Origin of the sequence: Candidatus Methanocrinis alkalitolerans (assembly GCF_029167205.1) — an archaeon.
GTDB classification, from domain to species: domain Archaea; phylum Halobacteriota; class Methanosarcinia; order Methanotrichales; family Methanotrichaceae; genus Methanocrinis; species Methanocrinis alkalitolerans.
In genome coordinates, this window is record NZ_JARFPL010000011.1 from 39,734 (window position 1) to 66,107 (window position 26,374).

The 26,374-nt window shown below is 61.1% G+C and carries 27 protein-coding genes; 15 read left to right on the forward strand and 12 right to left on the reverse strand.

Going from position 1 to position 26,374, the window contains the following annotated elements:
- Window positions 1–44 precede the first annotated feature (44 nt).
- Window positions 45–302, forward strand: a complete 258-nt coding sequence (locus P0O24_RS12515; RefSeq protein WP_394356700.1) for a DUF4276 family protein — start codon at window positions 45–47, stop codon at window positions 300–302.
- A gap of 109 nt (window positions 303–411) precedes the next feature.
- On the opposite strand, the gene P0O24_RS04920 is transcribed toward P0O24_RS12515, so the two are convergent.
- The gene (locus tag P0O24_RS04920) at window positions 412–603 is read right to left on the reverse strand and encodes a hypothetical protein (protein WP_316968624.1); all 192 of its coding nucleotides are present in this window, start codon (window positions 601–603) and stop codon (window positions 412–414) included.
- A 108-nt stretch (window positions 604–711) separates the two neighbouring features.
- Between P0O24_RS04920 and P0O24_RS04925 the strand changes: the two genes are divergently transcribed.
- A complete protein-coding gene (locus P0O24_RS04925; RefSeq protein ID WP_316968625.1) occupies window positions 712–1,620 on the forward strand; it encodes a PhzF family phenazine biosynthesis protein in 909 nt (302 codons plus the stop codon).
- Between the two features lie 30 nt (window positions 1,621–1,650).
- Here P0O24_RS04925 and P0O24_RS04930 read toward each other — a convergent pair whose 3' ends face one another.
- Window positions 1,651–2,175, reverse strand: coding sequence for a GNAT family N-acetyltransferase (locus tag P0O24_RS04930; protein ID WP_316968626.1), 525 nt, complete (start codon window positions 2,173–2,175; stop codon window positions 1,651–1,653).
- Window positions 2,176–2,291: 116 nt separating this feature from the next.
- Here P0O24_RS04930 and P0O24_RS04935 point away from each other — a divergent pair, with 116 nt between their 5' ends.
- Window positions 2,292–3,023, forward strand: a complete 732-nt coding sequence (locus P0O24_RS04935) for an aspartate/glutamate racemase family protein (RefSeq protein ID WP_316968627.1) — start codon at window positions 2,292–2,294, stop codon at window positions 3,021–3,023.
- 47 nt (window positions 3,024–3,070) lie between these two features.
- Here P0O24_RS04935 and P0O24_RS04940 read toward each other — a convergent pair whose 3' ends face one another.
- Together P0O24_RS04940 and katG are read right to left on the reverse strand one after the other, a co-directional pair.
- Window positions 3,071–5,164 carry a copper-translocating P-type ATPase gene (locus P0O24_RS04940; protein WP_316968628.1) on the reverse strand — a complete coding sequence of 698 codons (2,094 nt, stop codon included), beginning with the start codon at window positions 5,162–5,164 and terminating at the stop codon, window positions 3,071–3,073.
- A gap of 199 nt (window positions 5,165–5,363) precedes the next feature.
- The gene (gene katG, locus P0O24_RS04945) at window positions 5,364–7,586 is read right to left on the reverse strand and encodes a catalase/peroxidase HPI (RefSeq protein ID WP_316968629.1); all 2,223 of its coding nucleotides are present in this window, start codon (window positions 7,584–7,586) and stop codon (window positions 5,364–5,366) included.
- A gap of 465 nt (window positions 7,587–8,051) precedes the next feature.
- Between katG and P0O24_RS04950 the strand changes: the two genes are divergently transcribed.
- Together P0O24_RS04950 and P0O24_RS04955 are read left to right on the forward strand one after the other, a co-directional pair.
- Window positions 8,052–8,780, forward strand: coding sequence for an ABC transporter ATP-binding protein (locus P0O24_RS04950; RefSeq protein WP_316968630.1), 729 nt, complete (start codon window positions 8,052–8,054; stop codon window positions 8,778–8,780).
- Window positions 8,768–9,979, forward strand: a complete 1,212-nt coding sequence (locus P0O24_RS04955; protein WP_316968631.1) for a SufB/SufD family protein — start codon at window positions 8,768–8,770, stop codon at window positions 9,977–9,979. The genes P0O24_RS04950 and P0O24_RS04955 overlap by 13 nt, the downstream gene beginning before the upstream one ends.
- A 144-nt stretch (window positions 9,980–10,123) precedes the next feature.
- On the opposite strand, the gene P0O24_RS04960 is transcribed toward P0O24_RS04955, so the two are convergent.
- Together P0O24_RS04960 and P0O24_RS04965 are read right to left on the reverse strand one after the other, a co-directional pair.
- Window positions 10,124–10,588 carry a toprim domain-containing protein gene (locus P0O24_RS04960; RefSeq protein WP_316968632.1) on the reverse strand — a complete coding sequence of 155 codons (465 nt, stop codon included), beginning with the start codon at window positions 10,586–10,588 and terminating at the stop codon, window positions 10,124–10,126.
- Window positions 10,588–10,923 carry a DUF167 domain-containing protein gene (locus P0O24_RS04965; protein ID WP_316968633.1) on the reverse strand — a complete coding sequence of 112 codons (336 nt, stop codon included), beginning with the start codon at window positions 10,921–10,923 and terminating at the stop codon, window positions 10,588–10,590. The genes P0O24_RS04960 and P0O24_RS04965 overlap by 1 nt, the downstream gene beginning before the upstream one ends.
- 247 nt (window positions 10,924–11,170) lie before the next feature.
- On the opposite strand from P0O24_RS04965, the gene P0O24_RS04970 reads away from it, so the two are divergent.
- Together P0O24_RS04970 and P0O24_RS04975 are read left to right on the forward strand one after the other, a co-directional pair.
- Window positions 11,171–12,547 (forward strand): phosphoribosylaminoimidazolecarboxamide formyltransferase, encoded by a 1,377-nt coding sequence (locus P0O24_RS04970; RefSeq protein ID WP_316968634.1) that lies wholly within the window; start codon window positions 11,171–11,173, stop codon window positions 12,545–12,547.
- Between the two features lie 34 nt (window positions 12,548–12,581).
- Window positions 12,582–13,967 carry a right-handed parallel beta-helix repeat-containing protein gene (locus P0O24_RS04975; RefSeq protein ID WP_316968635.1) on the forward strand — a complete coding sequence of 462 codons (1,386 nt, stop codon included), beginning with the start codon at window positions 12,582–12,584 and terminating at the stop codon, window positions 13,965–13,967.
- A gap of 120 nt (window positions 13,968–14,087) precedes the next feature.
- Here the strand turns inward: P0O24_RS04975 and P0O24_RS04980 are convergent, their stop codons facing one another.
- Window positions 14,088–14,900 (reverse strand): aspartate dehydrogenase, encoded by an 813-nt coding sequence (locus P0O24_RS04980; RefSeq protein WP_316968636.1) that lies wholly within the window; start codon window positions 14,898–14,900, stop codon window positions 14,088–14,090.
- A gap of 40 nt (window positions 14,901–14,940) precedes the next feature.
- Here P0O24_RS04980 and nadC point away from each other — a divergent pair, with 40 nt between their 5' ends.
- The 6 genes from nadC (at window position 14,941) to P0O24_RS05010 (ending at window position 20,634) form a co-directional block, all read left to right on the forward strand.
- Window positions 14,941–15,756 (forward strand): carboxylating nicotinate-nucleotide diphosphorylase, encoded by an 816-nt coding sequence (nadC, locus tag P0O24_RS04985; RefSeq protein WP_316968637.1) that lies wholly within the window; start codon window positions 14,941–14,943, stop codon window positions 15,754–15,756.
- A gap of 139 nt (window positions 15,757–15,895) precedes the next feature.
- Window positions 15,896–17,032, forward strand: a complete 1,137-nt coding sequence (locus P0O24_RS04990) for a BatD family protein (protein ID WP_316968638.1) — start codon at window positions 15,896–15,898, stop codon at window positions 17,030–17,032.
- 138 nt (window positions 17,033–17,170) lie between these two features.
- Complete coding sequence (locus P0O24_RS04995) at window positions 17,171–18,274, forward strand: FtsZ/tubulin family protein (RefSeq protein ID WP_316968639.1); 1,104 nt, start codon at window positions 17,171–17,173, stop codon at window positions 18,272–18,274.
- Between the two features lie 97 nt (window positions 18,275–18,371).
- On the forward strand, window positions 18,372–18,866 hold the full coding sequence (locus P0O24_RS05000) for a 3-isopropylmalate dehydratase small subunit (protein WP_316968640.1): 495 nt from the start codon (window positions 18,372–18,374) through the stop codon (window positions 18,864–18,866).
- Window positions 18,863–19,690 carry a DUF7714 family protein gene (locus P0O24_RS05005; RefSeq protein WP_316968641.1) on the forward strand — a complete coding sequence of 276 codons (828 nt, stop codon included), beginning with the start codon at window positions 18,863–18,865 and terminating at the stop codon, window positions 19,688–19,690. The genes P0O24_RS05000 and P0O24_RS05005 overlap by 4 nt, the downstream gene beginning before the upstream one ends.
- Window positions 19,660–20,634, forward strand: coding sequence for an isocitrate/isopropylmalate dehydrogenase family protein (locus P0O24_RS05010; RefSeq protein WP_316968642.1), 975 nt, complete (start codon window positions 19,660–19,662; stop codon window positions 20,632–20,634). The genes P0O24_RS05005 and P0O24_RS05010 overlap by 31 nt, the downstream gene beginning before the upstream one ends.
- Before the next feature lie 40 nt (window positions 20,635–20,674).
- Here the strand turns inward: P0O24_RS05010 and P0O24_RS05015 are convergent, their stop codons facing one another.
- Together P0O24_RS05015 and P0O24_RS05020 are read right to left on the reverse strand one after the other, a co-directional pair.
- Window positions 20,675–22,336 (reverse strand): Na/Pi cotransporter family protein, encoded by a 1,662-nt coding sequence (locus tag P0O24_RS05015; RefSeq protein ID WP_316968643.1) that lies wholly within the window; start codon window positions 22,334–22,336, stop codon window positions 20,675–20,677.
- A 62-nt stretch (window positions 22,337–22,398) separates the two neighbouring features.
- The gene (locus P0O24_RS05020; protein WP_316968644.1) at window positions 22,399–22,554 is read right to left on the reverse strand and encodes a hypothetical protein; all 156 of its coding nucleotides are present in this window, start codon (window positions 22,552–22,554) and stop codon (window positions 22,399–22,401) included.
- A 21-nt stretch (window positions 22,555–22,575) separates the two neighbouring features.
- Between P0O24_RS05020 and P0O24_RS05025 the strand changes: the two genes are divergently transcribed.
- A complete protein-coding gene (locus P0O24_RS05025) occupies window positions 22,576–22,842 on the forward strand; it encodes a protein translocase SEC61 complex subunit gamma (protein WP_316968645.1) in 267 nt (88 codons plus the stop codon).
- Between the two features lie 76 nt (window positions 22,843–22,918).
- Here P0O24_RS05025 and cfbD read toward each other — a convergent pair whose 3' ends face one another.
- The 3 genes from cfbD to cfbA are packed head-to-tail and all read right to left on the reverse strand — an operon-like array spanning window position 22,919 to window position 25,652.
- Complete coding sequence (gene cfbD / locus P0O24_RS05030) at window positions 22,919–24,022, reverse strand: Ni-sirohydrochlorin a,c-diamide reductive cyclase catalytic subunit (RefSeq protein ID WP_316968646.1); 1,104 nt, start codon at window positions 24,020–24,022, stop codon at window positions 22,919–22,921.
- A gap of 5 nt (window positions 24,023–24,027) precedes the next feature.
- Window positions 24,028–25,248: a coenzyme F430 synthase gene (cfbE, locus tag P0O24_RS05035; RefSeq protein ID WP_316968647.1), complete on the reverse strand. Its 1,221-nt coding sequence runs from the start codon at window positions 25,246–25,248 to the stop codon at window positions 24,028–24,030.
- Between the two features lie 8 nt (window positions 25,249–25,256).
- Window positions 25,257–25,652, reverse strand: a complete 396-nt coding sequence (gene cfbA, locus P0O24_RS05040; RefSeq protein WP_316968648.1) for a sirohydrochlorin nickelochelatase — start codon at window positions 25,650–25,652, stop codon at window positions 25,257–25,259.
- A gap of 209 nt (window positions 25,653–25,861) precedes the next feature.
- Between cfbA and P0O24_RS05045 the strand changes: the two genes are divergently transcribed.
- Window positions 25,862–26,302: a hypothetical protein gene (locus P0O24_RS05045; RefSeq protein ID WP_316968649.1), complete on the forward strand. Its 441-nt coding sequence runs from the start codon at window positions 25,862–25,864 to the stop codon at window positions 26,300–26,302.
- Window positions 26,303–26,374 lie beyond the last annotated feature (72 nt).

Here is a 26,374-nt window from a genome sequence, read left to right on the forward strand (position 1 = left end):
GCACATTTTGGCAAGCAATAAATTCTTAATTTTGCATAGCCTTACTGCGGAATGCCGGTTCTAGGATTCCCCGAAGCCTGGAGACAAGGTCAAAGTATCGCGACCCTGACGCGATCCAGGGCGGAACCTGGGAGGAGCTGGAGAAAGAGCTTCAGAGAAAAGGGTACTTCCACGGTGGCCTTGCCAAGATCGAGGCGGCAAAGGCCATATCCGCCCATATGGACCCGGATCAGAACAGGTCGAAGAGCTTTCAGGTCTTCAGGGACGGCCTGCGAGATATGGTAAATTATCCCCGAAGCTGATCTGCTCCCGTTCATGAGCCCATAATTACTCAGACGAACTTATCCGCCTCCCTCGGCGAGAGCGGCAGCGGAAATCCCATCCCTTTCCGCCGCCGCCCGAGCCCTTCCCTCACCCCTTACCCCGCCACCTGGCGAAGGCGGATATGAAGATGAGGTTTGCGCCGACGCATATCCCGCCGGCGAGAAGGGCGGTCAGCACCGGCGATAGCTCCATCATCTCGCCGATGGCGCTTGCGAGGATGACGGCGATGGCGATGGTCACGGCGAACCTGATGATGCGAATGGACCCGGTCTCTTCCATGGGCGGAGCCATCTCCTCTCATCTGTAAAAAAGGCTTCTGGGATCTATCCGGCCGGGCCATCGGACTGGGGAAAGGTATAAGGGCGATGATATAAAAATAAAATCTCCATGGCCATCAAGATCATCCAGGTGGACGCCTTCACCTCGGTCCCTTTCTCCGGAAACCCCGCCGCCGTCTGCCTCCTCGACCGCCCCCGGGACGACGGCTGGATGCAGAAGGTCGCAGCCGAGATGAACCTCTCGGAGACGGCCTTCCTCACCCCGCCGGGAGACGGCGGGGGAAGGGGCGAGGACGGGATCGAGAACGGAATCGGGGGCGAGCCAGGGGGCGATGCAGGGGGCGGGAACGCGGACGGGAGCAGATGCCGGGACGGGAGCTGCTTCGGCCTGCGATGGTTCGCGCCCAAGGCCGAGGTCGAACTCTGCGGCCACGCCACCTTGGCCAGCGCCCACGTCCTCTGGGAGGAGGGGATCGTCCCTCCCGGAGAGACGGCGCGGTTCGATACGAAGAGCGGCCCCCTCACCGCCGAGAAGAGAGGCGGCCTCATCGAGATGGACTTTCCGGCAGAGCCGGAGAGGCCGGTCAAATGCTCGCCACCGATGCTGGAGGCGGCCCTCGGGGCGCCGTTCTCTTACGTCGGCGACAACAGGTTCGACCTCCTGGTGGAGCTCGACGGTGAGGAGACCCTCCGGGAGCTGCGGCCGAACTTCGACATCCTCAAGAAGATCCCGGTCCGGGGGGTGATGGTGACGGCGGAGTGCGACTCTCCCGATTACGACTTCGTCTCCCGGTTCTTCGCCCCGTCCCTGGGGGTCGACGAGGACCCGGTCACCGGCTCCGCCCACTGCTGCCTCGGCCCCCACTGGTCGAGGAAGCTCGGCAAAAATGAACTCGTCGGATACCAGGCCTCGGAGCGAGGGGGCGTCGTCAGGGTTCGGGTCGGCGAGGACGGCGAGCGGGTCAAGATCGGGGGCGAGGCGGTGACGGTCCTTAAGGGGGATCTTTTGGAGAGATAGAACGAAGGTATATCGATAGGCATGAGATCATCAATCCAGAAGGCTCTTCACCATCCTCGTCTCGGGCGCCCCCGTCTCCTCGTTGACCCCGTCGGCCGCCACCTTCCAGCCCCGGGCCATGTAGAAGCTCATCGCCCCGAGGTTCTCGGTGAAGCAGCAGAGCCTTCCGGTTCGGTGTCCCTCCTCCCTCATCTCCTCCTCCGCCCGGTCCAGGAGGGCGGTCCCGATCCCCCGGCCGTGGCGGTGGGGATGGACCCAGAGGAGGTCGACGGCATCTTCGAAGGTCGCCGCCACCCCCACCACGCCGCCCTCGTCACCCTCGTCGACGCCGTCGACTCCCTCGATGCCGGCCCCTCCTGCCGCCACTGCCACCGTCATCCTCGGCCACTGCTCCTCGACGAGGGCCGTAACGGCGTCCCCTTCGACCCAGGGGTGGAGGGCCTCGGCGGGGATGATAGGGCCGTAGACTTCCGGGATCGTCTCTCTGCAGAGGCGGACGATGGCGGGAACGTCTCCTCTCACCGCCTTCCTGAGGGCAAATTCGGCCATCTCCATCGATCCACAATACCGCGATCTCCCCCGTTAATATCTTCTGGCTTCCGCCGGGGAGACGGCGGATAGGAGTGAGTGGGACGAGATTGTGATGATGATTATATGATTGAGGTTATAATATGATATACAGAGCTCGATCGGGCCAGGCCAGCTATGGCGAGGCGATAGGCATCCTCCTCCTCGACTCCTTCACCCCCTTCATCCCCGGGGACGTCGCCAACGCCACCACTTACGACTTTCCCGTACGGTTCCAGAAGGTGGAGGGTCTCACTACAAGAAGGGTCCTGGGAAAGGACCCTACAGCCTTCGAGCCCCTCCGGGCGGCGGCGGAGGATCTGGCCGGTCAGGGGGTGAGGGCCGTCACCGGAGACTGCGGTTTTCTCGCCCTCCACCAGGAGAGGCTCGCCGCCTCCCTCGATATCCCCGTCTTCCTCTCCAGCCTCCTGCAGATCCCCTTCATATACAGCATCATCGGACCAGGCCGGAAGGTGGGGATCATCACCGCCGATTCAGAGGCCCTCGACGCGAGCCTCCTTCTGGCAGCGGGGGTGGAGCCGGGGGACCGCTTGGTGATAAGGGGGATGGAAGACCGGGCCGCCTTCTCGGAGGCGGTCCTCGAGGAGGCGGGGGTCCTCGACTCCGCGGAGGTGGAGAGGGAGACGGTATCTGTCGGAAGAGAGATGGTGGCCGAAGAGCCGATGATCGCAGCCCTCCTCCTGGAGTGTAGCTGCCTATCCCCCTACGGGAGGGCGGTCCAGAAGGCCGTCGGCCTTCCGGTCTTCGATTACGTCACCATGATAAACTACGTCCATTCGGCCCTGGTGAAGAAGAGGTTTGAAGGGGAGATGTAGCCTGGTGTCCTGCCGGGTCGCAGAGCCATCGGTCAGATGAGCCTTCACTACATCTTCAAAAGCTTCGCGTTCACCGCGACGATGACGGTGCTGAGGCTCATCAGCACCGCCCCCACCGCCGGGCTGAGAAGGATCCCATAGCCGTAGAGGACCCCCGCCGCCAGGGGTATGGCGAAGGCGTTGTACCCCGTGGCCCAGATGAGGTTTTCGAACATCTTGGAGTAAGTCTTCTTCGAGAGTCCAATTATCGAGACTACGTCACGGGGATCGTTTCTGACGAGGATGATGTCCGCCGTCTCGACGGCGACGTCGGTTCCGGCGCCGATGGCGATGCCGACGTCGGCCTCGGCCAGGGCGGGAGCGTCGTTGACGCCGTCGCCGACCATGGCAACCCTGTATCTCTCCTGTACCTCTCTTATCTTCTCCGCCTTCTGATGGGGAAGGACCTCAGCGAAGAACTCGTCGAGGCCGAGCTCCCCTGCAACCTCCTCTGCGACGTACCTGTTGTCGCCGGTTAGCATGATGCACCTTATCCCCATCGACTTCAGCCTCTTGACCGCCTCCTTCGACTCCGGCCTCACAGAGTCGCCGAGGGCGAGGGCGCCTATGGGCTTTTCATCCTCCAGGAGGATGACCACTGTCTTACCCCCTTCCTTGGCAGCCTGGACCCGATCATCATCGAGGCGTATCCCCTCTTCCTCCAGGTATCCAGGGCTTGTGACCAACAGCCTCCTCCCGTCGACCGTCCCCGAAACGCCCTTTCCGGCCATCGACTCAAATTCGTCGGCCGGATCCGGGGAGATTCCCTCCTCTTCGGCGCTCTTCACCACCCCCCTGGCGATGGAATGCTCCGACTTCGCCTCCAGAGACGCCGCCAGCCTCAAAACCTCATCCTCTCCTACCCCGGCGAGGTCGATGACTTCGGTGACCCCAAATTCTCCCCGGGTGAGGGTCCCGGTCTTGTCGAAGACGACGGCTTCGAGTCCCCTCGCCCTCTCAAAGGAACCTCTGTCCCTTATGAGAAGGCCGGAGTTTGCGGCTAGAGACGTTGATACCGCCACCACCAGGGGGATGGCGAGCCCCAGGGCGTGAGGGCAGGTTATCACCATCACGGTGACTGCTCTCTCGATGGCGAAGGCGAACTCCCGGCCGTAATGGAGCCACGCGGCGAAGGTGATGGCCCCCACCGATAGGGCGATCAGGGTCAGGAGAAGGGCAGCCCTGTCGGCCAGGTCCTGAGTCTTAGACCTGCTCTCCTGGGCCTGGCTGACGAGATCCACAACCTGGCTGAGGTAGGTACCTCTCCCGGTCTTGCTGACCTCTACGATCAGGGACCCCTCGCCGTTAATCGATCCGCCTATGACCTGGGACCCCTCCTCCTTTCCGACGGGCTTCGACTCGCCGGTGAGAAGAGACTCGTTGACGCTGCTCTTCCCTTCCAGGACGATCCCGTCGACGGGGACTTTCTCACCGGGCTTGACCATGACTCTCTCCCCCAGCTTCAGAAGATCGATGCCCACGTCTTCGACCCCGTCGTCTCGGATGAGGTGGGCCTCAGAGGGCATTATCTTGACCAGCTCTTCCAGGGCGCGAGAGGCGCCCATGATCGAGCGCATCTCTACCCAGTGGCCCAGGAGCATGATGTCGATCAGGGTCACCAGCTCCCAGAAGAAGAACTTGCCAGCAAGGCCGAAGACGACCGCAGAGCTGTATAAGTAAGCTACGGATATGGCGACGGCGATGAGGGTCATCATCCCCGGCTTCTTCTCGCGAAGCTCCGTTGAAAAGCCCTTCAGGAAGGGCCATCCGCCGTAGAAGTAGACTATGGAGGATAGGGCGAAGAGGAGTTGAAATGATCCCTGAAATACGATTTCAAAGCCGAGGAAGGACTGGATCATGGGGGAGAGGGCCAGGACCGGGACGGTGAAGGCGATGGAGACGAAGAACCTCTTTTTGAAGTCCTGAAGCATCCGGCCGTGGTGTCCTCCTCTTCTGTGAGCCTCCCGCCCTCCCATATCGTGAGGTTCATCCCCTCCGCCAACGTGGGCTTCTCCCCCACCTTCCGATCCATGGTGTCCCGAAGCCATCTCTTCTCCTTTCCGGTCGCTCAACCCTTGAGATCCGTCTTCGCTCATGTCCATCAATCCCCGATCTCTGATCATCCTTCCGTCGACTTCTTCTGCAGACCTGCTTATCCAGACCCAGGCTGGCGGCCAGGCCTTCGGCCGCCACGGATGAGAAACCCTGGGACGTTGCCGTTCAGGAGACGGCGATATACCGTCCCCTGAACCGATGGTCGGCCGACCTTTTCCTCCCCACGAAATAAGCCTGTTAAGACCTCTATGCCGCCATCAGGCGAACGTCGAACCGGTCGAGGTTCATGACCTTGTTCCAGGCGGCCACAAAGTCGGAGAGGAACTTCTCCATGGAGTCCTCAGATCCGTAGACCTCCGCGATGGCCCGAAGCTGGGAGTTGGAGCCGAAGATCAGGTCGACCCGGGTTGCGGTCCCCTTCAGCTCGCCCGTTGCCCGATCCCGACCCTCGAAGACCCCATCGTCTTCCGCCGCTGCCTTCCACTCCGTCCTCATGTCGAGGAGGTTCGCGAAGAAGTCGTTGGTCAGGGCCTCCGGTCGCCGGGTGAAGACGCCGTGTTGGGTCTGGCCATAGTTGGCGCCCAAGACGCGCATCCCGCCGACGAGGACCGTCATCTCGGGAGCGGTCAGCGTCAGAAGCTGGGCCCGGTCCACCAGCAGCTCCTCCGCCGATACGGCATATCTGGCCTTGAGGTAGTTTCGAAAGCCGTCTGCAACCGGCTCGAGGACGGCGAAGGACACCGTATCGGTCATCTCCTGGGACGCATCCGTCCGTCCCGGCGAAAAGGGAACGGTCAGATCGTGACCGGCATTCATAGCCGCCTCCTCGACGGCTGCGCACCCGCCCAGGACGATCAGATCGGCGAGGGAGACCTTCTTGCCGCCCGACTGAACACGGTTGAACTCCGTCTGGATCCCCTCGAGGGTCGAGAGCACCTTCTTCAACCGGGCAGGTTCGTTCGCCTCCCAGTCCTTCTGCGGCGCAAGACGGATCCGCGCCCCGTTCGCCCCGCCGCGCTTGTCGGAGCCCCGGAAGGTGGACGCCGACGCCCAGGCGGTGGAGACCAGTTGGGAGACAGACAGCCCCGAGGCGAGGATCTTGGCCTTGAGGTCTGCTATGTCGGCCGCATCGATCAACTCGTGATCGACTTTGGGTACCGGGTCCTGCCAGATCAGCTCCTCCGCCGGGACCTCCGGACCGAGATAGCGGGAGCGGGGGCCCATGTCGCGGTGGGTCAGCTTGAACCACGCCCGGGCGAAGGCGTCGGCGAACTCCTCGGGATTTTCGAGGTAGCGGCGCGCTATCGGTTCGTAGATCGGGTCGTAGCGCAGCGATAGATCCGCGGTGGTCATCATCGGCCGGTGCTTCTTCGAGGGGTCGTGGGCGTCGATGACCATATCCTCCTCGGCTACGTCCTTCGCCAGCCACTGATGCGCGCCGGCCGGGCTCTTGACCAGCTCCCACTCGTATTTGAACATCACCTTCAGATAGCCCATGTCCCATCTGGTCGGGTTCGGCTTCCAGGCTCCTTCCAGGCCGCTGCTGATCGTGTCCCCGGCGTTGCCGCTGCCGAAGCTGCTCTTCCAGCCGAGCCCCTGGTCTTCGATGGGAGCGGCCTCGGGTTCCGGACCGACGAGCGCGGGATCGCCAGCGCCGTGGCACTTGCCGAAGGTGTGCCCCCCGGCGACGAGGGCGACGGTCTCTTCGTCGTTCATCGCCATCCGGGCAAAGGTCTCCCGGACGTCGAGGCCGGAGGCGACCCGATCCGGGTTGCCGTCCGGCCCCTCGGGGTTGACGTAGATGAGGCCCATCTGGACGGCAGCGAGGGGGTTTTCGAGATCCCGGTCGCCGGAATAACGGCTCTTGGGTTTGTCGCTCGTCGCCAGCCATTCCTCTTCGGAACCCCAGTAGACGTCTTCTTCCGGCTCCCAGACGTCCTCGCGCCCACCGCCGAAGCCGAAGGTCTTGAATCCCATCGACTCCAACGCGCAGTTTCCGGCGAGGATCATCAGGTCGGCCCAGGAGATCTTCCTCCCATACTTCTGCTTGATCGGCCAGAGGAGCCGGCGCGCCTTGTCGAGGTTCACGTTGTCCGGCCAGCTGTTGAGGGGCGCCAGGCGCTGGGAGCCGGACCCTGCGCCGCCGCGGCCGTCGCCCATCCGGTAGGTGCCTGCGCTGTGCCACGCCATCCGGATGAAGAGGGGGCCGTAGTGACCGTAATCGGCCGGCCACCAGTCCTGGGAGTCGGTCATCAGCTCAAAGAGGTCCTTCTTCAGGGCCGGCAGGTCGAGCTTCTCGAACTCCTCGGCGTAGTTGAACGCCTCGCCCATGGGGTTGCTCTTGGAAGAGTGCTGGTGTAGAATCCTGAGGTTCAACTGGTTCGGCCACCAGTCACGGTTCGACGTCCCTACGCCGGCCATGCGCTGGTGAGCCCCGCCCGTCGCCGGCTGCTTGCTATCCTCATTCATAATCTTCGCTCCTTTCATGATGTGGATTGTTTATCGTCGCAGCCGCGAATCATTGGGCTGCTCCCTATCGGGCTTGCGCCGCATCGAGCTGGAAGTCCTGCAACTGAAGGGGACCTTTGGCCGCCGTTGTTAGGGAGTTGTCGTCGTCGATCGGGCGCCCTGTCCTGAGGTCATCGTCTCTTCTGCCATTTTTAACACCTTTTATAGCTCGATGTAGCTCGATATAATGGTAAAATAGTACCCGGAAATACATTAAAGTTTGCCTTGGGTGGGATTCTTCGCCCCCTCAATCTTGATGGGAAGAAGTCGGCCAAGATGTCATGTAATACGTCGGATAAGACATTTGGGAAGTTAGATGTTGCGGGAAGATGTTGGGGGAAGAGGTTATTAGTGACGACCTCCCTTAGGTTTTAGGATAAATGAAGGTTGATGGATATCAACAGGCTGCAAGAGGATGGCGGTCCCATGTTAAAGATTGAAGATCTCTGGGTGAGCATAGGGGATAAAGAGGTCCTGAAAGGGGTGAACATGAGCGTGGGTGAGGGGGAGACCCACGCCCTCTTCGGGCCCAACGGCTGCGGCAAGACGACGCTGCTCAGCACCATAGCCGGGATCCCGCGGTACAAGGTGAACGAGGGGACGATCTGGTTCAAAGGCGCCGACATCACCAGGATGCCGATGCACGAGCGGGCGCGTCTTGGTATCGGGATCGCTTTCCAGCACCCTCCGACCATAAGAGGGCTGAAGGTCTCGGACATGATCAAGCTCTGTAACCCCCAGGCAAACGCCGAGAAGATCCTCGAGGATCTCGACTTCGTCGATTTCGCCGACCGGGAGGTGAACAAGGGCTTCTCCGGCGGCGAGGTGAAGAGGTCAGAGATGGTTCAGCTCCTGGCCCAGGAGCCGGACTTCGTGATGCTCGACGAGCCCGACTCCGGGGTCGACCTGGAGAATATCAAGGTGATCGGCAGGGCGATAAATACCCTCACAGAGAAGGATAAAAAGCCCAGCGCCAGGAAGAAGTCCGGGGTGATCATCACCCACTTCGGCCACATCCTCGACTACATGTCGGCGGACAAGGCCCACGTCATGATCGAGGGGACGATCGTCTGCTCGGGAAGCCCGAAGGAGATCCTGGAACAGATCAAGGTCAACGGATACGAGGGGTGTGTTGGATGTCTATGTCCCGTCTAGAGGAGAAGGCGAAGAAAGCGAAGGATAAGGTGGCGGCTCTGGGGACAGATATCGATATCGATAGCTACGAGGCGGAGTCGGAGGATTTCGGAGAGATCGAGGCGCTGGAGATGCTCCCCGATGACGTCCAGACCGCAGCCCTCAACGCTGGGGTGAGCTTCGCGGGCGAGTCGGCGGGCGACTACCTCCAGGTCGACCAGTCGGCGGTCCACCGGAGCTCATCGGAGGAGGGAGTCGAGGTGATGGACATAGGAGCCGCCCTCCGGGAGCACAGCTACCTGAAGGATTACTACTGGAAGCTCGTTGCCATCGATGCCGACAAGTACACCGCCGACGTGGGGCTACACCCTCCCGCAGGCTACTTTATCAGGGCGAAGCCCGGGACCAAGACCACATTTCCCCTCAAGACATGTCTATTCATGGGAGGGAAGAACAAGCGGCAGAGGGTCCACAACGTAGTCATCGCCGAGGAGGGGTCCGACCTTCACATCATCACCGGCTGCACCACCCCGTCCCACGCCGGGAGGGGGCTGCACCTGGGGGTATCCGAGGTCTACGTCAAGAAGAACGCCCACGTCACCTTCACCATGGTCCACAACTGGGGTGAGGAGGTGGAGGTCCGGCCCCGGGGTGCGAGCCTGGTGGAGGCCGGAGGGTCCATCTCCGAGAACTACATCACCCTCACGCCGGTGAAGAGCCTCCAGGCCTTCCCCACCGCCACCCTCGCCGGGGAGGGGGCCGTCGCCAGCTTCAACACCATCATGTACGCCCGGAGGGGGAACATCGACATCGGAAACCAGACTATCCTCGCGGCACCGAAGACCAGCGCCGAATCGATATCGAGGGTAGTCTCCACCGGGGGCGAGATCATAAATCGGGGGCGTATGGTGGGGAAGGTCCCCGAGATCAGGGCTCACGTCGAGTGCGTCGGCCTCATCCTCACCGAGAAGGGGCGGATCTACTCCATACCGGAGCTCGACGGCTGGTGCGGCGGCCTCGACATGTCTCACGAGGCGGCCGTCGGGAAGATCTCCCAGGTGGAGCTGGAGTATCTGATGGCCCGGGGGCTCTCCACCGATGAGGCGACGAGCGTCATCGTCCGGGGTTTCCTCGACGTCGAGATCAAGGGCCTTCCTCAGGCGTTGAAAGAGGAGATCCAGAAGATAACGAAGCTCGAGGAGATCCACGGGGGGTCCTGAAGCGATCTCTGGCCAGAAGTGAGGGGACGATCCGGGTCGATTTATCCCCGGCGAGGTCGTCTCCTCCCCGCCTCACCTGGCGACCAAATCCTCCCCGGCAGCCGAGCACTTTCTTTCGAGGGGACGGGCTGCCCCGCTCCGCTCCTATGGAAGATCTTTTGGAGACCTCTCAGCCCTCGCCCTTTCGACGAACCTGCTGAGGCTCTCGACGTCCTTTATCTCCCGGCGGACCATCCGCTTCAGCCGCTCCCTGGTATCGAGGTCGACCCTGGCACCGGCGGCCAGGAGGTGCTCAGCCACCTTTCGGGCGATTTCTTCTCCGGCCCTGTCCCAATCGGTGAGAACGACGACGGCTTTGAAGTTTCGAGCCGCCTCCTCCGCCACCTCCAGCGCCGGCCGCCTCGCCGCCCGGATGACCGGACCCTCGATCCCCAGCTCCCGGAGGGACCGTTCGTCCCTCTCCCCCTCGACGATGATCGCCGCCCCTTCGCCGGAGGCCTCCAGGAGGGCATCGATCACCCTCTCGAGGGTTTCGAGGTCGCAGCAGACCCTCCTCCCCCTGGGATCGCGACCTTTCCGGCCGCCGCTACCTCTCCACCCTCCCGACATCAGGGCGTCCCCTCTATCGCCCCTGATAGGAGCCTCACCGCCTCTTCGGCGTCGACCCCCAGGACGATGACCACCTTTCGGGAGCTCTTCTGGCCTGCCGTCACCTGGACCCTCTCAGCTCCGATCCCGAAGAGGTCGGCGAGGGCCTGTTCCAGCTCGCGGTTCGCCCTTCCTCCCGTAGGCTCCTTGGTGAGCCTCGCCAGAAGAGACCTCCTCCAGGGGTTGAAGCCGGAGGGGACGAGGAGCCTCTTCGACCCGGGTGTCACCTCGAACCTCATGAGAGCCCCCTTAGGGTGGGTATCTATCGCCTCCCGGATATCGCCGCCGACCTCCATGAAGATAAAACCGCTCCCGTAACCCCTTATAGATTTGCCCCGGCCGCCGGCTTGGATCATCGGTCAGACTGCGTAGATCGGTCAGACTGCGTGGATCGGTTCGACGGCGTAGATCGATCCGACGGGTGAGATCGACTCGATTGTCCGCCTTCAGGAAAATAAGGAGGATAATCAGCATCGCCTATTTTAAAATCGGGATAGGGGGCAACGTTAAAATAACCTTAAGATCATGACGGTCAAGGTTTTCATGCAGATTAGGCAAGTTGTCGTCCTGGCTCGCGAGTCTTCCGAGGTTAACGATTTTCTGAGCCGTCTGGAGGAAAAGGGGGTTATAGTCAAACGGTCCAACCCCGCCGAGGTCCTGAAGGAGATCGGCTCCGCAGATGGCGGCGTCTGGGGTGGACCCGACCGGCTCCTCCTATGCGATATGGACTTCGGTTCCTCCCCCTTCGGACCGGCGGTCGTGATGGCGGCGGCGGAGTGCGGCTGCCCCGTCATGCTGGGTCCTTCTCGGTTCGGAAGGGTCCTCGACGATATGGTGGTGAGAGGGGACCTCTCCGAGGGCGTCCGAAGGGAGCTCGCCTCAGAGGCGACCTACCTATCCATATCGCGTGGCGCGGATAGGCTTGCCTCCCTCCAGGGAGAGAGCCCGCGCTACCTCGTCCAGGCCTACGAGAAGGTCCAGGACCTGCGGTACGGGGAGAACTGGCACCAGAAGGCCTCATTATACCAGAAGCCAGGAGGGCTCGGCCTCCATCTCGCCCCCAAGCTCTCAGGCAAAGAGATGTCCTACAACAACGTCGTCGACGCCGAAGCGACCCTGGAGATGCTCGTCGACCTGGTGGAGTACGACGGCGTAAAGGAGGATCGGACCCTCTCTGTGATAGTGAAGCACGCAAACCCCTGCGGCGTCGCCTACGGCCAGGACGGAGTGGAGGCTTACAGGAGGGCTCTATCCACAGACGCCAAGAGCGCCTTCGGTGGGGTGATGGGCTTCTCAGAGCCGGTGGGGGTGGAGCTGGCGGAGGAGATGCGGGACCACTTCATCGAGGTCTTGCTGGCTCCGGGTTACGACCCCGAGGCTCTGAAGATCTTGATGGAGAAGCCCAACCGGAGGATCCTGGATGTAGCCGAGCTTCTGGAGGGGTGCGACCGGCTCTACCAGGGGTGCCAATCCAAGAGCGTCTTCGGCGGCCTCCTCGTACAGGACTATGACCGAGGGGACATATCTGAGTGGAAGGTGGTGACGGAACGGGGTCCCACCCCAGCAGAGACGATGGCTCTGCGGTTCGGCTGGAAGGTGACAAAGTACGTCAAGTCCAACGCCCTCGTATACGCCACCCCGAACCAGACGGTCGGGATCGGCTCTGGCCAGGTTTCCAGGGTCGATTCGGCCCGCTTCGGGGCTGAAAAGGCCGAAGAGCACGGCCTGGAGACCGAAGGGACGGTGGCGGCCACCGACTCCTTCTTCCCCTTCAGAGACGGCCTCGATCGGACGTTTGAGGCAGGGGCCACCGCCGTCGTCCATCCAGGGGGGTCCATCAGGGATGCTGAGGTGATTGAAGCTGCAGACGAACACGGGATGGCCATGGTCTTCACCGGCATGCGCCACTTCAGACACTGAAAAGGGATCGTTCGGCGAAGGCCGGGCGAGGAAGATGGAGCAGATCCGAGCAGTTGCTCGTTTCTCCCTCCTTTTATCTATCCTCGCCCTAGCAGGGTCGGCATCAGCCGGTCCCATCTTCGCCACCGGCGACCTCCAGGCGGCGATCGACGGGGCGATGCCGGGGGATACCCTCATCGTCCCCTCCGGTGAGTATGACCCCTTCACCGTCGACAAGCGACTCAGCATCCAGGGCGTCGGATTTCCTTCCGCCAGGGCCCAGACCCAGAACTCTGCCATCACCATCATGGCCGACGGTGTGAGGCTCCAGGGGTTCAAGGTGGTGGGGGCACCGAAGAACCAGGACGACAAGTTCAGGTTCTACATGGACCTATCAGACCGTAAGCCCCAGTACTCTCTGAACCAGCCCAACTCGGGGGTGCTGGTGGTCGGCGACGGCGTCTTCATTGAGGATCTGGTGGTGGAGGGGTCGGAGGCTGGGGTCCTGGTCAAAGGGTCCAGGAACTTCACCATAATAAACTCCTCTTTTGAGAGGTGCGACAGCGGTCTATGGCTTCAGGACTGTGAGGTGGCCGCCGTCGAGGGATCTGCCTTTCTTGAGTGCGACAAATACGGGGTCCGGATCGAGGGCTCTGAAGGGATCACCGTCCAGGGGAACCGAGTCTGCGAGAACTCCGGGGCCGGAGTACTTCTGAAGGACTCCTCCGGCTGCACCGTCGCGAAGAACGAGTTTTCCAGAAATTGGCAGGGGCTCTTCCTCTGGAACTCGTCTTTCTGTGACATCCTGGAGAACGACGCCCATAGGAACGTCTACTATGGGATGGTCATAGCCTCGGGGTCCAATAATACGATAGTCGGCAACAGGGTCACAAAGAACGGCGGATCGGGGCCGGGGCTTCTGGGAATAGGGATCAGCATCCAGGAGAACTGCACCCACAACCTGGTGGCGGGAAATCTCCTGGAAGAGAACCTCAACGGCATCGATCTGACGAGAGGATCTCAGTTCAACCTGGTATGCTATAACGAGATATCGAAGAACAGCAACGGCATAAGGCTGGACAAGAACGAGAACAACCTAGTATACAAGAACAACTTCAGGCGGAACATCATATCCGGCTACGACAACGCCAGCAACAACTTCTGGAACGGTTCCATCGGCAACTACTACGACGACTACCGAGGCCGGGACCGGGACAGCGACGGGATCGGAGACGACCCCTACTGGATACCCAAGGGGAGCAGCTGCGCCGTGGACTGGCGGCCCCTGATGAAACCCGTCGAGGAGGAGGTAGACGTCGATGCGGCGTGGGAAGACCTGGGACGCTACGCCATCTACAGCCCCCTCGAAGACCTCCCGTACAAGGTGGAGAACCGGACGATAGTGATAGCCAAGAGAGAGCCGTCCAAGTGGTGGATCTAAGGGGCTGTCGCAATATAAAATGAACATTTTTAGAGTCGATATCCGAAACTAAATCGGTTCATGGTGATCATTCCTGGATAAGCCATAACGAAATCTGAGCATTTTATCTCGCGTCAACGACTAAGTCCCGATCTTCACCGGCTCGGCGATGGACCGCAAGGTGGCTATGGCCGAGAGGGCGGCGAGATAGCTGGTCTTGGGGTTTCGAGGGGAGGGGACGTTCTCGACCCTGGTGATGATCCTGCCGAAGTCCCCCTCGGCGGTTATCTGGTGAATGTTCACTTCGGCGTCGGGATCTGCCACGATCTTAACCATCACCCTCGCCCCCCGGGCGGTGAGGCTCAACGTCGCGGCGACGTTGACGTTGGCGGGGAAGGCGACGACCGCCTCTTCTGCCGTCCCCTCAAATATGACCTGCGGCTCTTTTATGGCGTCGAGGTCGATCTTCATCTCTTCGATGTAGGGTGCTCCCAGAAACCCCTTCGGGTTTTTGGTGGTGGTGAGGGTGACGAGATCTATCCTTCCCGCCCCTGCCGACTTGAGGCCGTCGAGGCCGGATATCGCCCCCGAGGGGAGGTAAACCCTGGAGCCGTTCTCTTCTGCCAGATCCTCCACCATCCTCAACAGGCTCCTATCGAGGAGGGCGCCGACGGACATGATCATGAGGTCTCTGCCCCGCTCGAGGGCAGCCTTCGCCACCTCGGGGACCGCCTTCTGAGACGCCGCCTCCACCACGATATCGGACCTCTCCACCAGATCTTCCAGTTCCGAGAGGATCGGTCGGACCTCCAGAGAGCTCGCCAGCTCCTCCGCCCTTTCGACGTTATGATCGAAGACCGCCACCAGCTCCCCCGAGATCTCGCCGCTGTCTATCGCTCTTGCTATCTCGGCCCCAATGGCGCCGCAGCCCACCAGCCCTATCTTCAGAACCATCGGTGGCTATAAATCGATGAGAGGACAAAACTTTTGCGGTATGCTGCTATCTGAGCTGGAGCGGTTCGCGAGGGAAGACGTAGGAGAGATGGACGACAGCAGCTCCATAGTCCCAGAAGTGATCGCTGAAGCCGTGATCCTGGCCAAGGAGATGTGCATCGTTTCAGGCCTTGAAGAGGCGGATCAGATCCTCAATTATTTCGGCCTCGAAGGTGAGCAGCTCGTCCGGGAGGGTGCTGCAGTCGGCGCAGGGGCGAGGATTTTGGCGATCCGGGGCCTAGCGCGGTCGATCCTCCAGGCCGAGAGGCTGGTATTGAACTTCATGAGCCGGATGAGCGGGATATCTACCATCACCAGGAGTTGCGTCGATAAGGCGGGGACGGTCCGGGTCGCCTCCACCCGGAAGACGACGCCGGGCTTCAGATCCTTCGAGAAGAGGGCGGTTGTGGTGGGCGGCGGCGACCCCCACAGGTTCGACCTTTCAAGCTCGGTGATGATCAAGGACAATCACCTGAAGCTCTTGAGCCTTGAGGAGGCGATCGCCACCGCGCGAGAGAAGGCCAGCTTCACCAAGAAGATCGAGGTGGAGGTGGAGAGGCTGGAGGACGCTCTGAAGGCTGCATCCCTGGGGGCGGACATAATAATGTTCGACAATATGAGCCCCGATGCGATCCGAGAGGGGGTAGAGCTCTTGAATAGAGGGGGGCTAAGGGGCCGGGTCCTTCTGGAGGCTTCCGGGGGCATAACCCCTGAGAACGTCGCCGACTACGCCGCAACGGGGGTGGACGTCGTCTCCATGGGCGCTCTGACCAGGTCTGCGAGATGGATCGACTTCAGCCTCGAGATCGAGATATGATCCTAGAGGGGTAGAACAAAAACGTTATATCGATCGATTTATTACTCAGATCTAACTTCGGTGAGTGGGAATGCGTCCTGTCTATCTCGTGCTGTCTGTGGTCGTAGTGCTCTTAGTTTCATCCATACCTCTGGCGCTGATGGGTGCCGCTGCTTCAGACGAAGCCGATAATATCGACGGCGAGATCGTCACCCGGGACTTCTCCTTCAGGGCGGGAGAAGGGGTAAGGATCGGAGATTATAGGGTGGAGCTTTTGAGCGTCGTATCCGTCATAGACGGACTTGTAGAGGTGAGGGTCTACAAGAGGGCGAGTCAGTTCGAAGACTGGAGGGTGATGCAGGATTATCGGGATGTGAACTTCGACGGAGGAAAGGACCGCGGCGGCCTCACCCTCACGGTCGTCGAGATATTCGACATCGATACCGTCAGGATGAGGGCCGCTTATAGGTCTGATTATGGATACCCTCAAAAGTACGTCACTGAGAGGGCGCTGGCTCCCCGGAACCTGCCGGAGCTGAAGGTCTTCACCACCGTAGACAAGACCACGGTCAGCACCGGGGACGAGTTGAAGGTTACCATCACCGTGACGAACGCCGGAAACGACACCGCCCGAGACGTGGTGATCCAGGATTCTCCGCCGCTGCCTCAGTTCAGGTACCTGGCAGGATATCCGCCGAAGGTCAAAAACCAGCTCCAGCCCGGCGAATCTGACATCGTCGTCTATTCGATGGTGGCGGCGGCAGAAGGTTCGGTGGAGCTGGCAGGGACGGCGGCGAGGTACTCCGACTCCAAGGCCACCCTCTACTCCGCCACCTCGCAACCGGTCAATATCGAGATCAGACCCCAGAGAAGGCCGGACCTCGCTTTTGAGGTGGAAGCGCCGGGGCCCATCGAGCTGGGCGGCGAGGGGGCGATAAACGTCACCATCAAAAATGACGGCGAAGCCGCAGCTCAGAGGGTGGAGGTGAAGATGGGGTTGCGATCCGGGATGGACGGACTCGAATTTTCAGGAGGGGGTCTTGACAGAAGCTTCTTTGAGATCGCGCCGGGGGGTGTGGAGAGGTACTCGGCGACTGTCAGAGGGTCGCGGAGCGGAAGTTATGTCGTCGACCTCTCGGCCAGCTACCGGGCCGACGGAGAGATGATGCAGGAGGATACGAGCTTCCAGGTCTCGGTCCTGGAGAGGGAGTACAAGTATCTATATTACCTCCCAATAGTTCCCGTCCTCATCATCGGGATATGGCTGTATAGAAGATACAAAGAATATAAATATTAAGTCGGAGTCTGAAGTAAGTCGGATGGAGCAAGCCCTCGGATTGGGAAGGCGGGCGGAGAAAGCGCCTGCTGAAGGATGTTATCGGCACGGCCGTCAGCTTAAGGCCGTTACATTTTAAGGAGTCTGGATTGATCATATATGTTGAACGTACTGATGCTGGGGATCGGCCAATGTGGGAACAGGATACTCGACGCCGTAAATAGAGAGTCCTTCGGCGGATCTTCCAAGCTATCTAAATATTATTCTAGACAAAAGTTTCCCAGCAGAGTTGAGACCCTGGCGATCAACACCGCCGTCAACGACCTGAAGGAGCTGAAGTTCACCGCCGCCAAAGACAGGCTCCACGTCCCAAACCTCCACGGCGTCGGAGCCAATCGGAGCCTCGGAAAACAGGGTTTCTGGGACAACCGGGAGATGATCATGGAGGAGATCGAGAAGAGGGGGGACTTTGACATCGCCTTCGTGATGACCTCCTCCTCCGGCGGGACCGGATCCTCTTTTACGCCGCTGATAATCCACGAGCTGAAGGAGCGGTACAAGAATATCACTGTGATCGCGGTGATGGTCCTCCCCTTCAGGGAGGAGGGATCGATATACCTCCAGAACGCCGCCTTCAGCATGAGGGACATCATGGAGGTCCAGTCCGACGGCATAATCCTGGTGGACAACCAGTACCTCAAGAGGCTCAGCGGCGACATAAAGACCGCCTACGACAGGATCAACGAGATGGTGGCAGAGCGGCTCCTCTTCCTCATCGAGTCCCTGGACAGCGAGATGCTCTCGGTCACCGACCTGGGCGACTTCAAGACGGTGATGCGCGGAGGCCTGGGGATGGGGACCCTCGGCTTCTACGAGTCGGACAAGAAGACCGCCTCCCTCACCTCGGCGATCGAGGGGTCCCTCAAGCCCGGGGGTCTCCTCTACCCCGCCGACGTCTACGAGGACGCCGCGAGGGCGATGATAATCATCCAGGGGTCGAGGGAATCCCTGGACGTCGACGAGATCACCAAGTCCGTCGAGAAGCTCTCCAGCAAGATAGGCCAGGTCTTCAAGGGGATCGTCATAAAGAAGGGGAGGCCCAAGATCCTCTCCGTCTTCACCCTGGGGCAGGTCCCGGACCTGGAGATGCTCTACGCCCAGGCCGCTCAGGCGATCCAGGATGAGAAGAGCAGGAAGACGAGGGCCAAAAAGCAGCTCGACGACGCCTTCGCCTACATCGAGGACCTGGAGGAGGTCTACTGATGGGCTTTAGGTCTCAGCTGGCCGGCGTCCATCGTAGGCGGATCTTCGTCGATCTCCAGAGGAAAGCCATATAGGGGCGGAGGTGAAACCCTCGCCCATGATCAGGGGGAAGGCATGGGTCTATGGTGACGACGTCGACACCGACGTCATAATCCCCGGTCCCTACCTCAGGACCAAGGATATCAGGGAGCTGGCCTGCCACGCCATGGAGGGGATCGACCCCGATTTTGCGAGAAATGTGAGGCCCGGGGACGTCATCGTCGCCGGGAAGAACTTCGGCTGCGGCTCCTCTCGGGAGCAGGCGCCTCTCGCCCTCCGGGAGGCGGGGGTCGCCTGCGTCGTCGCCCGATCTTTTGCGCGGATCTTCTACAGAAACGCCATCAACGTAGGCCTGCCGGTGGTGGAGGCGGACGTCTCTTGCCGGAAGGGAGACGTGGTGGAGGTGGACCTGGAAGACGGGACGGTTACCGTGGGGGGGGTGACCTTTCGAGGGACGAGGCTCCCCGGCTTCCTCCTGGAGATCCTCCAGGACGGGGGGCTCGTCCTCCACCGGAGAAAGGAGAGGGAAGGAGAGAAGGAAGGAGCGGCTTGATATTCCCTGAGGATTACAAGTACGTCGGAGCTGCCACCGAGGCGAGGCCCGGCGACCCCATATACTTCTCCACAAAATACCTGATCCATTTTGGGGACGAGATCGCCATCTACCAGGTGGAAGCGGAGGAGGGGAAGGGGTTCATGCGACCGGTGAAGTCGATGGAGCCGATCGCTGGCGGCGACGAGGTCGTAGAATATCCCGAGAAGGTCGACACCAGGAACAGGACGAAGCTGATAGAGCTTGCGGCCAGCTTATGTCATGGCGGCGTGAATACAGTGATCTATAGAGGCTCTGACGAGCACATCACCTTCGTCCACCAGCCGGACCTCTCCGCCATAACCGAGATCGAGATCCTCGACGTCGTCCCCCCCCGCCCGTCATGGCTCGTCAGCGTCATCGAGAACCTGGACGGCGCCGGGGTCCTGGGGGATCTCACCCTGAAGTTCAAGAATAGAATCCTGGACCTCCGCCGCTTCGAGGGGGTGGGGGTCTACTTCCCCTGCACCGCATCGGGCCTCGGCAGGTCCCTGGACAGGGATCGGGTCGACGTCGACGACCCACTCATCGTCGGCTGTGAGGTCTCCAGGGAGGTCTTCAGGGATATGTACCCTGGAAAGGATTTCAGGTTCCTTAACACCTGCCCCCTATCAAACGACCTCTTGGCTCCGGAGGGCCCCTTCATCACCCGGTGCTGCCAGTCCGAGCGGCGGGGGATCACGAGGTCTGGGGGCCATCTGGGCGTCGTCGTCCACTGGGGCGATGGAGCGCCGAAGATCGCGGAGGCTATAAGGTGTCTTTCAGAGGAGCTAAAAAGAGGGTAGCTCTCGTCGAGGGCGACGGCGTCGGGCCGGAGGTCATCGAAGCGGCTCTGGCCGTCCTGGAGGCTGTGGGCGCTGAGATCGAGTTGGTCCCCGTGGAGCTCGGGTACCGCCGTTGGAAGAGGACGGGCAAGGCGATGGCCGAAGAGGACCTCGACCTCATAAAGAGCTGCAGTTGCGTCCTCTTCGGCGCCATCACGACGCCTCCTGACCCCGAGTACAGAAGCGTCCTCCTCGCCCTGAGGAAGGGGCTTGACCTCTACGCCAACATCAGGCCGTTTTCGGCGGAGGGGATCGACCTCGTCATCGTGAGGGAGAATACCGAGGGGCTTTACTCCGGGGTTGAGAAGCTCGACGAGGAGGAGGCGACGACGCTGAGGGTGATAACTCAGAGGGGTTCCCTCCGGATAGCCGAGAGAGCCTGCGCCATCGCCTCGAAGAGGGAGAGGCTGACGATCGTCCACAAGTCCAACGTCCTGAAGAGCGACAACCTCTTTTTGCGGATATGTGCGCAGACGGCCCAAAGGTGGGAGGTCCCCTTCGACGATATGCTCGTCGACTCCGCCGGCTACAACCTGGTCATAAACCCCAAAAGGTTCGACGTCATCGTTACGACGAACCTCTTCGGAGACATCTTAAGCGACGTGGCGGCGGGGGTGATCGGGGGGCTTGGCCTCTGCCCCAGCGCCAACCTCGGCGACAGATACGCCCTCTTCGAGCCGATCCACGGCTCCGCCCCCGACATCGCCGGGAAGGGGATCGCTAACCCCGTCGGAGCCGTCAGGTCCGCGGCGATGATGCTGGAGTGGTTCGGGGAGGTAGATAAGGCGAGGATGGTCGAGGAGGCGGTGGATTGGACCCTCTCCCGGGGGATCAAGACCCCTGACCTCGGCGGAAGATATTCGACGAGAGATCTGGCGGAGGCGATGGTCTCCCGGCTGATATAGGCGGACCCGTCGCGATATCCGTCTAAGGATCCATATCCATCTACGGTTCCTCTTCTCCGACTTCGTCGCTGTCCGGTTGGCTGATGAGGTCGGGTATCCGGGAGGGTGACGCGGGTATGTTCATGGAGATCGTCGTCTTCCGCAGCTCCCGGATGATGGCGCCTATTCTCTCTATGGAAAAGATCATCTCAGAAAACATCCTATCCGAGGCGCTCATCTTCCCCGCCACCTTCCGAACGTGGGTCTTATAGTACCAGTTCAAGAGCTGTCGGAGCTTCTCATCGTTGTAACGCATGATCCTGTCGACCTCATCCGGGATATTGGGGAAGGTCGTCACCAGATGGTCGAGGTTCTCCCTGCAGGGGGATGCCATCTCCTGGAGGTCGGCGAAGGATTCGAAAGACGGCAGCATCTTCTTCTCTTTCATATACTCAAACTTCTTCGCCATCCCGACGGTCTGGCCTGCCATCGAGGTCGCAAGGTCGCTGACCCGAGCGAGGATCGAGATCCGGGCCGCATCCTCCAAGGATATATCCCGATCAGAGAGGGCGATGATGGCATCGATCACCTGGTGGTTGAGATATTCTACGTAATCCCGGAGGTGCTTGATCCGGCCGCAGACCTCCGTCTTTCCCGCCCCCACCTCCAGGCTCTTCTCGAATATCTCCTCAGATACCTCCAGCATGTGGACTATCTCCTCTTCGACCTGCCTCGTCGCGGCGGAGGCATCCTCCGGGAGGGGCGTGGTCAGGTGTCGGGGGACGAAGACGACCTCGGGGTCCTTCTCGGGGACGATCCTCATGACGAGGCTCCCGAAGGGCCTGATGGCGGCGAGGAAGACGAAGGCTGCGGAGAGGTTGAAGATCATATGGGCGTTAGCCACCTGCTGGGCGGAGCTTCCTCCGATCGTCTCGATGAGGGATGAGAAGGGTCCCAGGAGGGGCAGGATCAGGAGCACCCCCAGGAGGTTGAAGAGGAACTGAGCTACGGCCGTCCTCTTGGCGGCGGCGTTCATCCGGAGGGCCACCACCAGGACCGTCGTCGTCGTCCCGATGTTCGCCCCCAGGATGATGGGGATCGCCTCCGCCGGCGTCAGAAGCCCGCTCTGGGCCATGACGACGACTAGCCCCGCGGTCACCGAGCTCGACTGGAATATGTTGGAGATGACGAAGCCTATCACGATGCCGATTAGGACGTCCTCGGCCATGGATAGGATGGCGATGATCTCCGGGTCCCCCTGGAGGGGGGCGATCTCCGCGGAGATGAGGTTGAGGCAGAAGAAGACGAGGCCGAAGTAGAAGATCGGCTTTCCGAAGACCCTGTAAGGCCCCCGGATCAGGCTCAGAAGAAACCCGCCGACGACGAAGACGGGGGCGAAGGCGGTCAGATTGAAGGCGACGAGCTGGGCTGTGATCGTCGTTCCTATGTTGGCTCCGATGACGAGGCCGATCGACCCCAAAAAGGAGATGGCTCCGGCGTTCACGAGCCCCACGGCGATGACGGTGGTGGCGGTGCTCGACTGGGTTATGGCGGAGACCCCCGCCCCCGCCAGGGCCCCCCGGAGGGGAGTCTTCGTCGCGTTCTGAAGAAGGGTCCAGAAGCGCTCCCCTGCCGCCTGGCGGACCTCTTCGGAGAACCGTTCGATGCCGTAGAGGAAGAGGACGACGACGGGCACTATGACGAAAAGAACGCTCCAGTCCATGGCAGATCACTAAACCCCTATCAAGATAGCCTAAGCTGTCCTTTCTAGCTGTATCCGGTCGGTTAAAAACCTTTTCGGCGTGTGGGGGTCTGGGTGCCGAACGGAGGTCCTTCTTCAGGCCCACCCATTCTCCCCCTCCTCCTCCTCCCCCTCCTCCTCCTCTTCTGGTGGGGGCTGGGGGAATCGAGCAGGCGGATGATCGAAATCTTTTTCACCATGAAGCCCCCTTCGCCACCTGAATGTCAGACGAGAAGGCTAAGACCCGTAAGAACAACGTCAACGGCCACAAAGGGGAGCTGGCCGAGAAGCTCGCCGATATGAACGTGAAGATCGGCGCCCCGAAGTTCAACTACAAGGACTACCTCAGGGTCCTCAAGCTGGCGAGGAAGCCGACCCGCGAAGAGTTCAAGACGATCTCCAAGATATCCATCCTCGGTATAGCCCTGATCGGGATGCTGGGGTTCATAATATACGTCTTCCTCACAGAGCTTCCAAAGGCTTTCTGAGGATGAAATCGAGATGGGGGCATATCCCCCACACCCTTTCTGGACATTTTTTTATAGGTATTGGGGAGCGGAGTAGTCACCCCACCTCGTGGAGACCCCGGAGGGTGGCTCCAAACTCCGACTCTACGATGTTTTTGACCCCCATCGTCTTGGGGTGGAGGTCGATCTCCACGACCACGTGATGGTGGCCCAGCTCCCGGAGGGGTCGGACTTGACGGGGTCCGTTGGTGATGGAGAAGATCTCCAGCCCTTCTAGGGCGTCGATGGGTATGGCGTGGGGTACTCCCGAGATGACGGCGAAGTCGTAGTCGCCGTCGTCGGCGATCTCTTCTGCCACCACCTCGCCGGCGATGGGGTACTCGTCGAGGCCCCCGGTGATCCGGTCGATATAAACCCCCCTCTCCTCAAGCCCCGAAAGTATGTTCTTCGCATCCCTCCTCACCTTCGCGAGCCCCTTATCCCCGGCAAGGTTTGCAAGGGTCGTTACCTCGGCTCCCCGGGCCTTTGCCACCTGGGCGACGGAGGCGTTGATCTCGGCGAAGATGTAGGCGGTCTCCTTCTTGGCGTTCAGGACGTTTATCCCCCGTTTTCCCTCCTTCAAGAGGGTGAGGAGCCTCTCCGCGACCTTGTACTTGATATCACCCCTCTCGGGAGCTAGGTACTCAGAGCTGGCGGCTCCATGGAGCTTCTCGACCTCCGTCGCCTTCTCCAGGAGGAACTTCTGCCGGTCGAACTCCTCCTGGTCGATGATCCCCTTATCCAGGGCCGCCTCCAGAGTGATGATCACCCCGCGGGTGTTGTCCCGGTACCCAGCGTGAACCTCCACCTCCAGGACGGGGACGTCGAGGTCGGCGTCGACGACGGCCTGGTGTAGGTCTTCGCCGATGATCATGCTGCTGCAGGTCCCCACCACCCCTACAAGCTTCGGGTCGAAGAGCTCGGAGGCCCTCTGTAGAAGCCTCGTCAGCTGCTCCTGACCTCCGAAGACGAACCCCGCCTCGTCGAGGGCGGTGGTGAGGGTCCTGACGCCGTCCTCCTCCAGGAGGCGGGCGTGCTTGAAGCAGCAGCCGCTGGGCCCGTGCATTATGACGACGTCGACCCCCAGGTCTCTTAAGGTGTAGAGGGCCGCAACGATGGAGCTCGGCCTCGGATGGAGTATCTGAACTTCCTTTGCCATCATGAAAATCACCTGAAACATTTAACACATGAAATTATACTGTCTCCCCTCTTCAGGGCAGCCTTCGCCCCGGCGAGGCCGGAGTCGAGGTCCGGGGCATAGCCGGCTGATAAGCTTTTCGCGAAGGGCTTCAGCCTCACCCCCACCAGGATCAGAAGGTCGATCTCCCGGCGGCGGCGGGATAGGATCTCCACGAGGGCCGAGATGTCCATCCCCTCGCAGACCGTCTCCGCCTCCTCGCCGACGATGAGGGCGACGCTTCCGCCGCCTCCGGCCCGGTCGAGGGCGGCCTCCACCCCCGAGGCCCGAAGGCCGGAGTTGGAGTTGTCCAGGACCGTAAATCCGTCACTTTTCGTCTCCTTCATCCTCCCCCCCAGCCCCTCGAAACCCTCCAGGGCGGCGGCGGCCTCCTCAAGGTCGAAGCCTGCCGCCATGGCCGCAGCCGTGGCTGCAGATATGGCAGAATAGTAGCTCTCAGGATCGAACCCCTCTCCGAGGCGGAGGGGCGCCCCGACGCCCTCCGCCTTCAACTCCCGGTCCGTGGACGAGACCTGCCCCCTTGCCCCCGCCCCGAAGGTGACGTCGGCGGAGATCCTGACATCCTCGCCAGCGATGAGCTTCGATCCCGGTCTTGAGAGGGAGACCATCTGGAGCTTGGCGGTGCTCGCCCAGAGGGTGCCTCCAGCTATTCTGTAGTCGCCGACGAAGCTCGTCAGAACCCCATAGTCGGCGACCCCCGTCCCTCCCAGGGAGACCTCGGATACGAGATGATCGGCCTTCGCCTCATCGGCGGCGGCGTGAGCGAGGATCACGTTGGCGGGGGCGATGCTGAGCCCCGACCTCACCGCCTCGCTATCGCCCTTTCTCCAGATCTCTATCCCCCGAGTGGTGTGGGATGCGACAGTCCCCCTGGCGGAGAGGATCCGGGCCAGGATGAGGGCGGTGGTCGTCTTTCCCACCGTCCCCGTCACCTCGAAGTGCCGACGATCCCTCCCTTTGGCCAGGAGGTCGCCGACGGCCCGATGGTGGGTGACCACCCGTTTTCCGAGCCGCCTCGCCTCCGCCATGGCCGGGTTTTTGGGAGAGAGGTGGACGGGAGCGACGACGAGGTCGAAGGACGAGACCTTCGGAGAGCTGTGGTAGACCTCCAGGGCGGCGGCGTCTATCCCCCTATCCCTCATCCGCTCTGCGATCAGCCCCGCGCCGTGGATGGTGTCGAGGACCGCCACCTTTCCGTCTACCGGAGGGCTTCGCTCGCTCTCCGGTAGGCCAGGGCGGCGATGGAATCGTCGACGCCCAGGGGCTCTGCGCACCTGATCTCCACCTCGGATCCGTTCAGCTTGCAGCTTCCCCTCCTGAGGGTTGGGTCGACGGATAGCTCGGTGGGGATGTCCTCCAGGGTGTGGACGCCGTGGGCGAGGAAGATTGGCAGGGCGACGATCGTCTTCACCCCCGACCCCGCAAAGCTTTCGAGCCCCGCCGCGATATTCGGCTCGTCCATATTCAGAAATGCTATCTTCACGGGGCCGTCGTGGCTCCTGCCGATGAGCTCGGCGCACTTCTCCACCATCTCTTTGTTGTACGGCTTGCTGCTGCCGTGTCCGAGAACAAGAATGCCTACATCCTCTGCCATAAGTCTCACCAATGTTACGTTTTACGATATTTGTATTAACCAGATGGGATTAATAACTAATAAATCCTTTCCCGACTTAAACGAACCACGAACCTCTCTTCGGGATATTCCCGGGGACCGAGGATATCCGCCTCGAGGATGATGTTCAACAATTGGGATAAGTCGATATGAGCCGCATAGCGTATCTCCTGGTATCAGTTCTACTAATTATGCATACAGCAGGCGGAGCCGAAGTCTTCATGTCGACGCGAGAGACGATCACCTTCGCGGATAACCTGACGGTGGTGGTGATGGACGTGGAGCCGGGGGCGGGGGTCGTATGGCTGGAGCTCCGGGACGAGCACGGACCCCTCAGATCCTCGGTCCTTGCGACGGGGGAGAGCTTCTCCTACGACGCCAGGGGGGAGGGTCTGAAGCTGACGGTGTTGAGGATCTACGCCGGGGGGGAGAGGGACCTGGTGGACCTGGAGGTAGTCTCCGGGGAGGTGGTGGGAAGATCCCATGGCTTCAACCTCTACGGCCACAATCAAGATTCCGATCGACCCGCCCAAGATGGGTCCTCGTCCCTCCTGAACGCTGGGCTCGCCGCCCTCCTCGTCCTGTTATTGGCCGCCATCGCCTACTTAGGGACGAGGTCTGCGGGAAGGTAAATGCCGACGCCCAAATTCTATTTATCCCGAAGGGCTATCCAGTTAAGATATATCCAGTTATCCGGTGGAGCA

Excerpts from the sequence above, each read along its gene's own strand:
- P0O24_RS04920 (WP_316968624.1), bottom strand. The coding sequence starts at position 603 with ATGGAAGAGACCGGGTCCATTCGCATCATCAGGTTCGCCGTGACCATC.
- P0O24_RS04925 (WP_316968625.1), top strand. The coding sequence starts at position 712 with ATGGCCATCAAGATCATCCAGGTGGACGCCTTCACCTCGGTCCCTTTC.
- P0O24_RS04930 (WP_316968626.1), bottom strand. The coding sequence starts at position 2,175 with ATGGAGATGGCCGAATTTGCCCTCAGGAAGGCGGTGAGAGGAGACGTT.
- P0O24_RS04935 (WP_316968627.1), top strand. The coding sequence starts at position 2,292 with ATGATATACAGAGCTCGATCGGGCCAGGCCAGCTATGGCGAGGCGATA.
- P0O24_RS04940 (WP_316968628.1), bottom strand. The coding sequence starts at position 5,164 with ATGGACATGAGCGAAGACGGATCTCAAGGGTTGAGCGACCGGAAAGGA.
- katG (WP_316968629.1), bottom strand. The coding sequence starts at position 7,586 with ATGAATGAGGATAGCAAGCAGCCGGCGACGGGCGGGGCTCACCAGCGC.
- P0O24_RS04950 (WP_316968630.1), top strand. The coding sequence starts at position 8,052 with ATGTTAAAGATTGAAGATCTCTGGGTGAGCATAGGGGATAAAGAGGTC.
- P0O24_RS04955 (WP_316968631.1), top strand. The coding sequence starts at position 8,768 with ATGTCCCGTCTAGAGGAGAAGGCGAAGAAAGCGAAGGATAAGGTGGCG.
- P0O24_RS04960 (WP_316968632.1), bottom strand. The coding sequence starts at position 10,588 with ATGTCGGGAGGGTGGAGAGGTAGCGGCGGCCGGAAAGGTCGCGATCCC.
- P0O24_RS04965 (WP_316968633.1), bottom strand. The coding sequence starts at position 10,923 with ATGGAGGTCGGCGGCGATATCCGGGAGGCGATAGATACCCACCCTAAG.
- P0O24_RS04970 (WP_316968634.1), top strand. The coding sequence starts at position 11,171 with ATGCAGATTAGGCAAGTTGTCGTCCTGGCTCGCGAGTCTTCCGAGGTT.
- P0O24_RS04975 (WP_316968635.1), top strand. The coding sequence starts at position 12,582 with ATGGAGCAGATCCGAGCAGTTGCTCGTTTCTCCCTCCTTTTATCTATC.
- P0O24_RS04980 (WP_316968636.1), bottom strand. The coding sequence starts at position 14,900 with ATGGTTCTGAAGATAGGGCTGGTGGGCTGCGGCGCCATTGGGGCCGAG.
- nadC (WP_316968637.1), top strand. The coding sequence starts at position 14,941 with ATGCTGCTATCTGAGCTGGAGCGGTTCGCGAGGGAAGACGTAGGAGAG.
- P0O24_RS04990 (WP_316968638.1), top strand. The coding sequence starts at position 15,896 with ATGGGTGCCGCTGCTTCAGACGAAGCCGATAATATCGACGGCGAGATC.
- P0O24_RS04995 (WP_316968639.1), top strand. The coding sequence starts at position 17,171 with ATGTTGAACGTACTGATGCTGGGGATCGGCCAATGTGGGAACAGGATA.
- P0O24_RS05000 (WP_316968640.1), top strand. The coding sequence starts at position 18,372 with ATGATCAGGGGGAAGGCATGGGTCTATGGTGACGACGTCGACACCGAC.
- P0O24_RS05015 (WP_316968643.1), bottom strand. The coding sequence starts at position 22,336 with ATGGACTGGAGCGTTCTTTTCGTCATAGTGCCCGTCGTCGTCCTCTTC.
- P0O24_RS05020 (WP_316968644.1), bottom strand. The coding sequence starts at position 22,554 with ATGGTGAAAAAGATTTCGATCATCCGCCTGCTCGATTCCCCCAGCCCC.
- P0O24_RS05025 (WP_316968645.1), top strand. The coding sequence starts at position 22,576 with ATGTCAGACGAGAAGGCTAAGACCCGTAAGAACAACGTCAACGGCCAC.
- cfbD (WP_316968646.1), bottom strand. The coding sequence starts at position 24,022 with ATGATGGCAAAGGAAGTTCAGATACTCCATCCGAGGCCGAGCTCCATC.
- cfbA (WP_316968648.1), bottom strand. The coding sequence starts at position 25,652 with ATGGCAGAGGATGTAGGCATTCTTGTTCTCGGACACGGCAGCAGCAAG.
- P0O24_RS05045 (WP_316968649.1), top strand. The coding sequence starts at position 25,862 with ATGCATACAGCAGGCGGAGCCGAAGTCTTCATGTCGACGCGAGAGACG.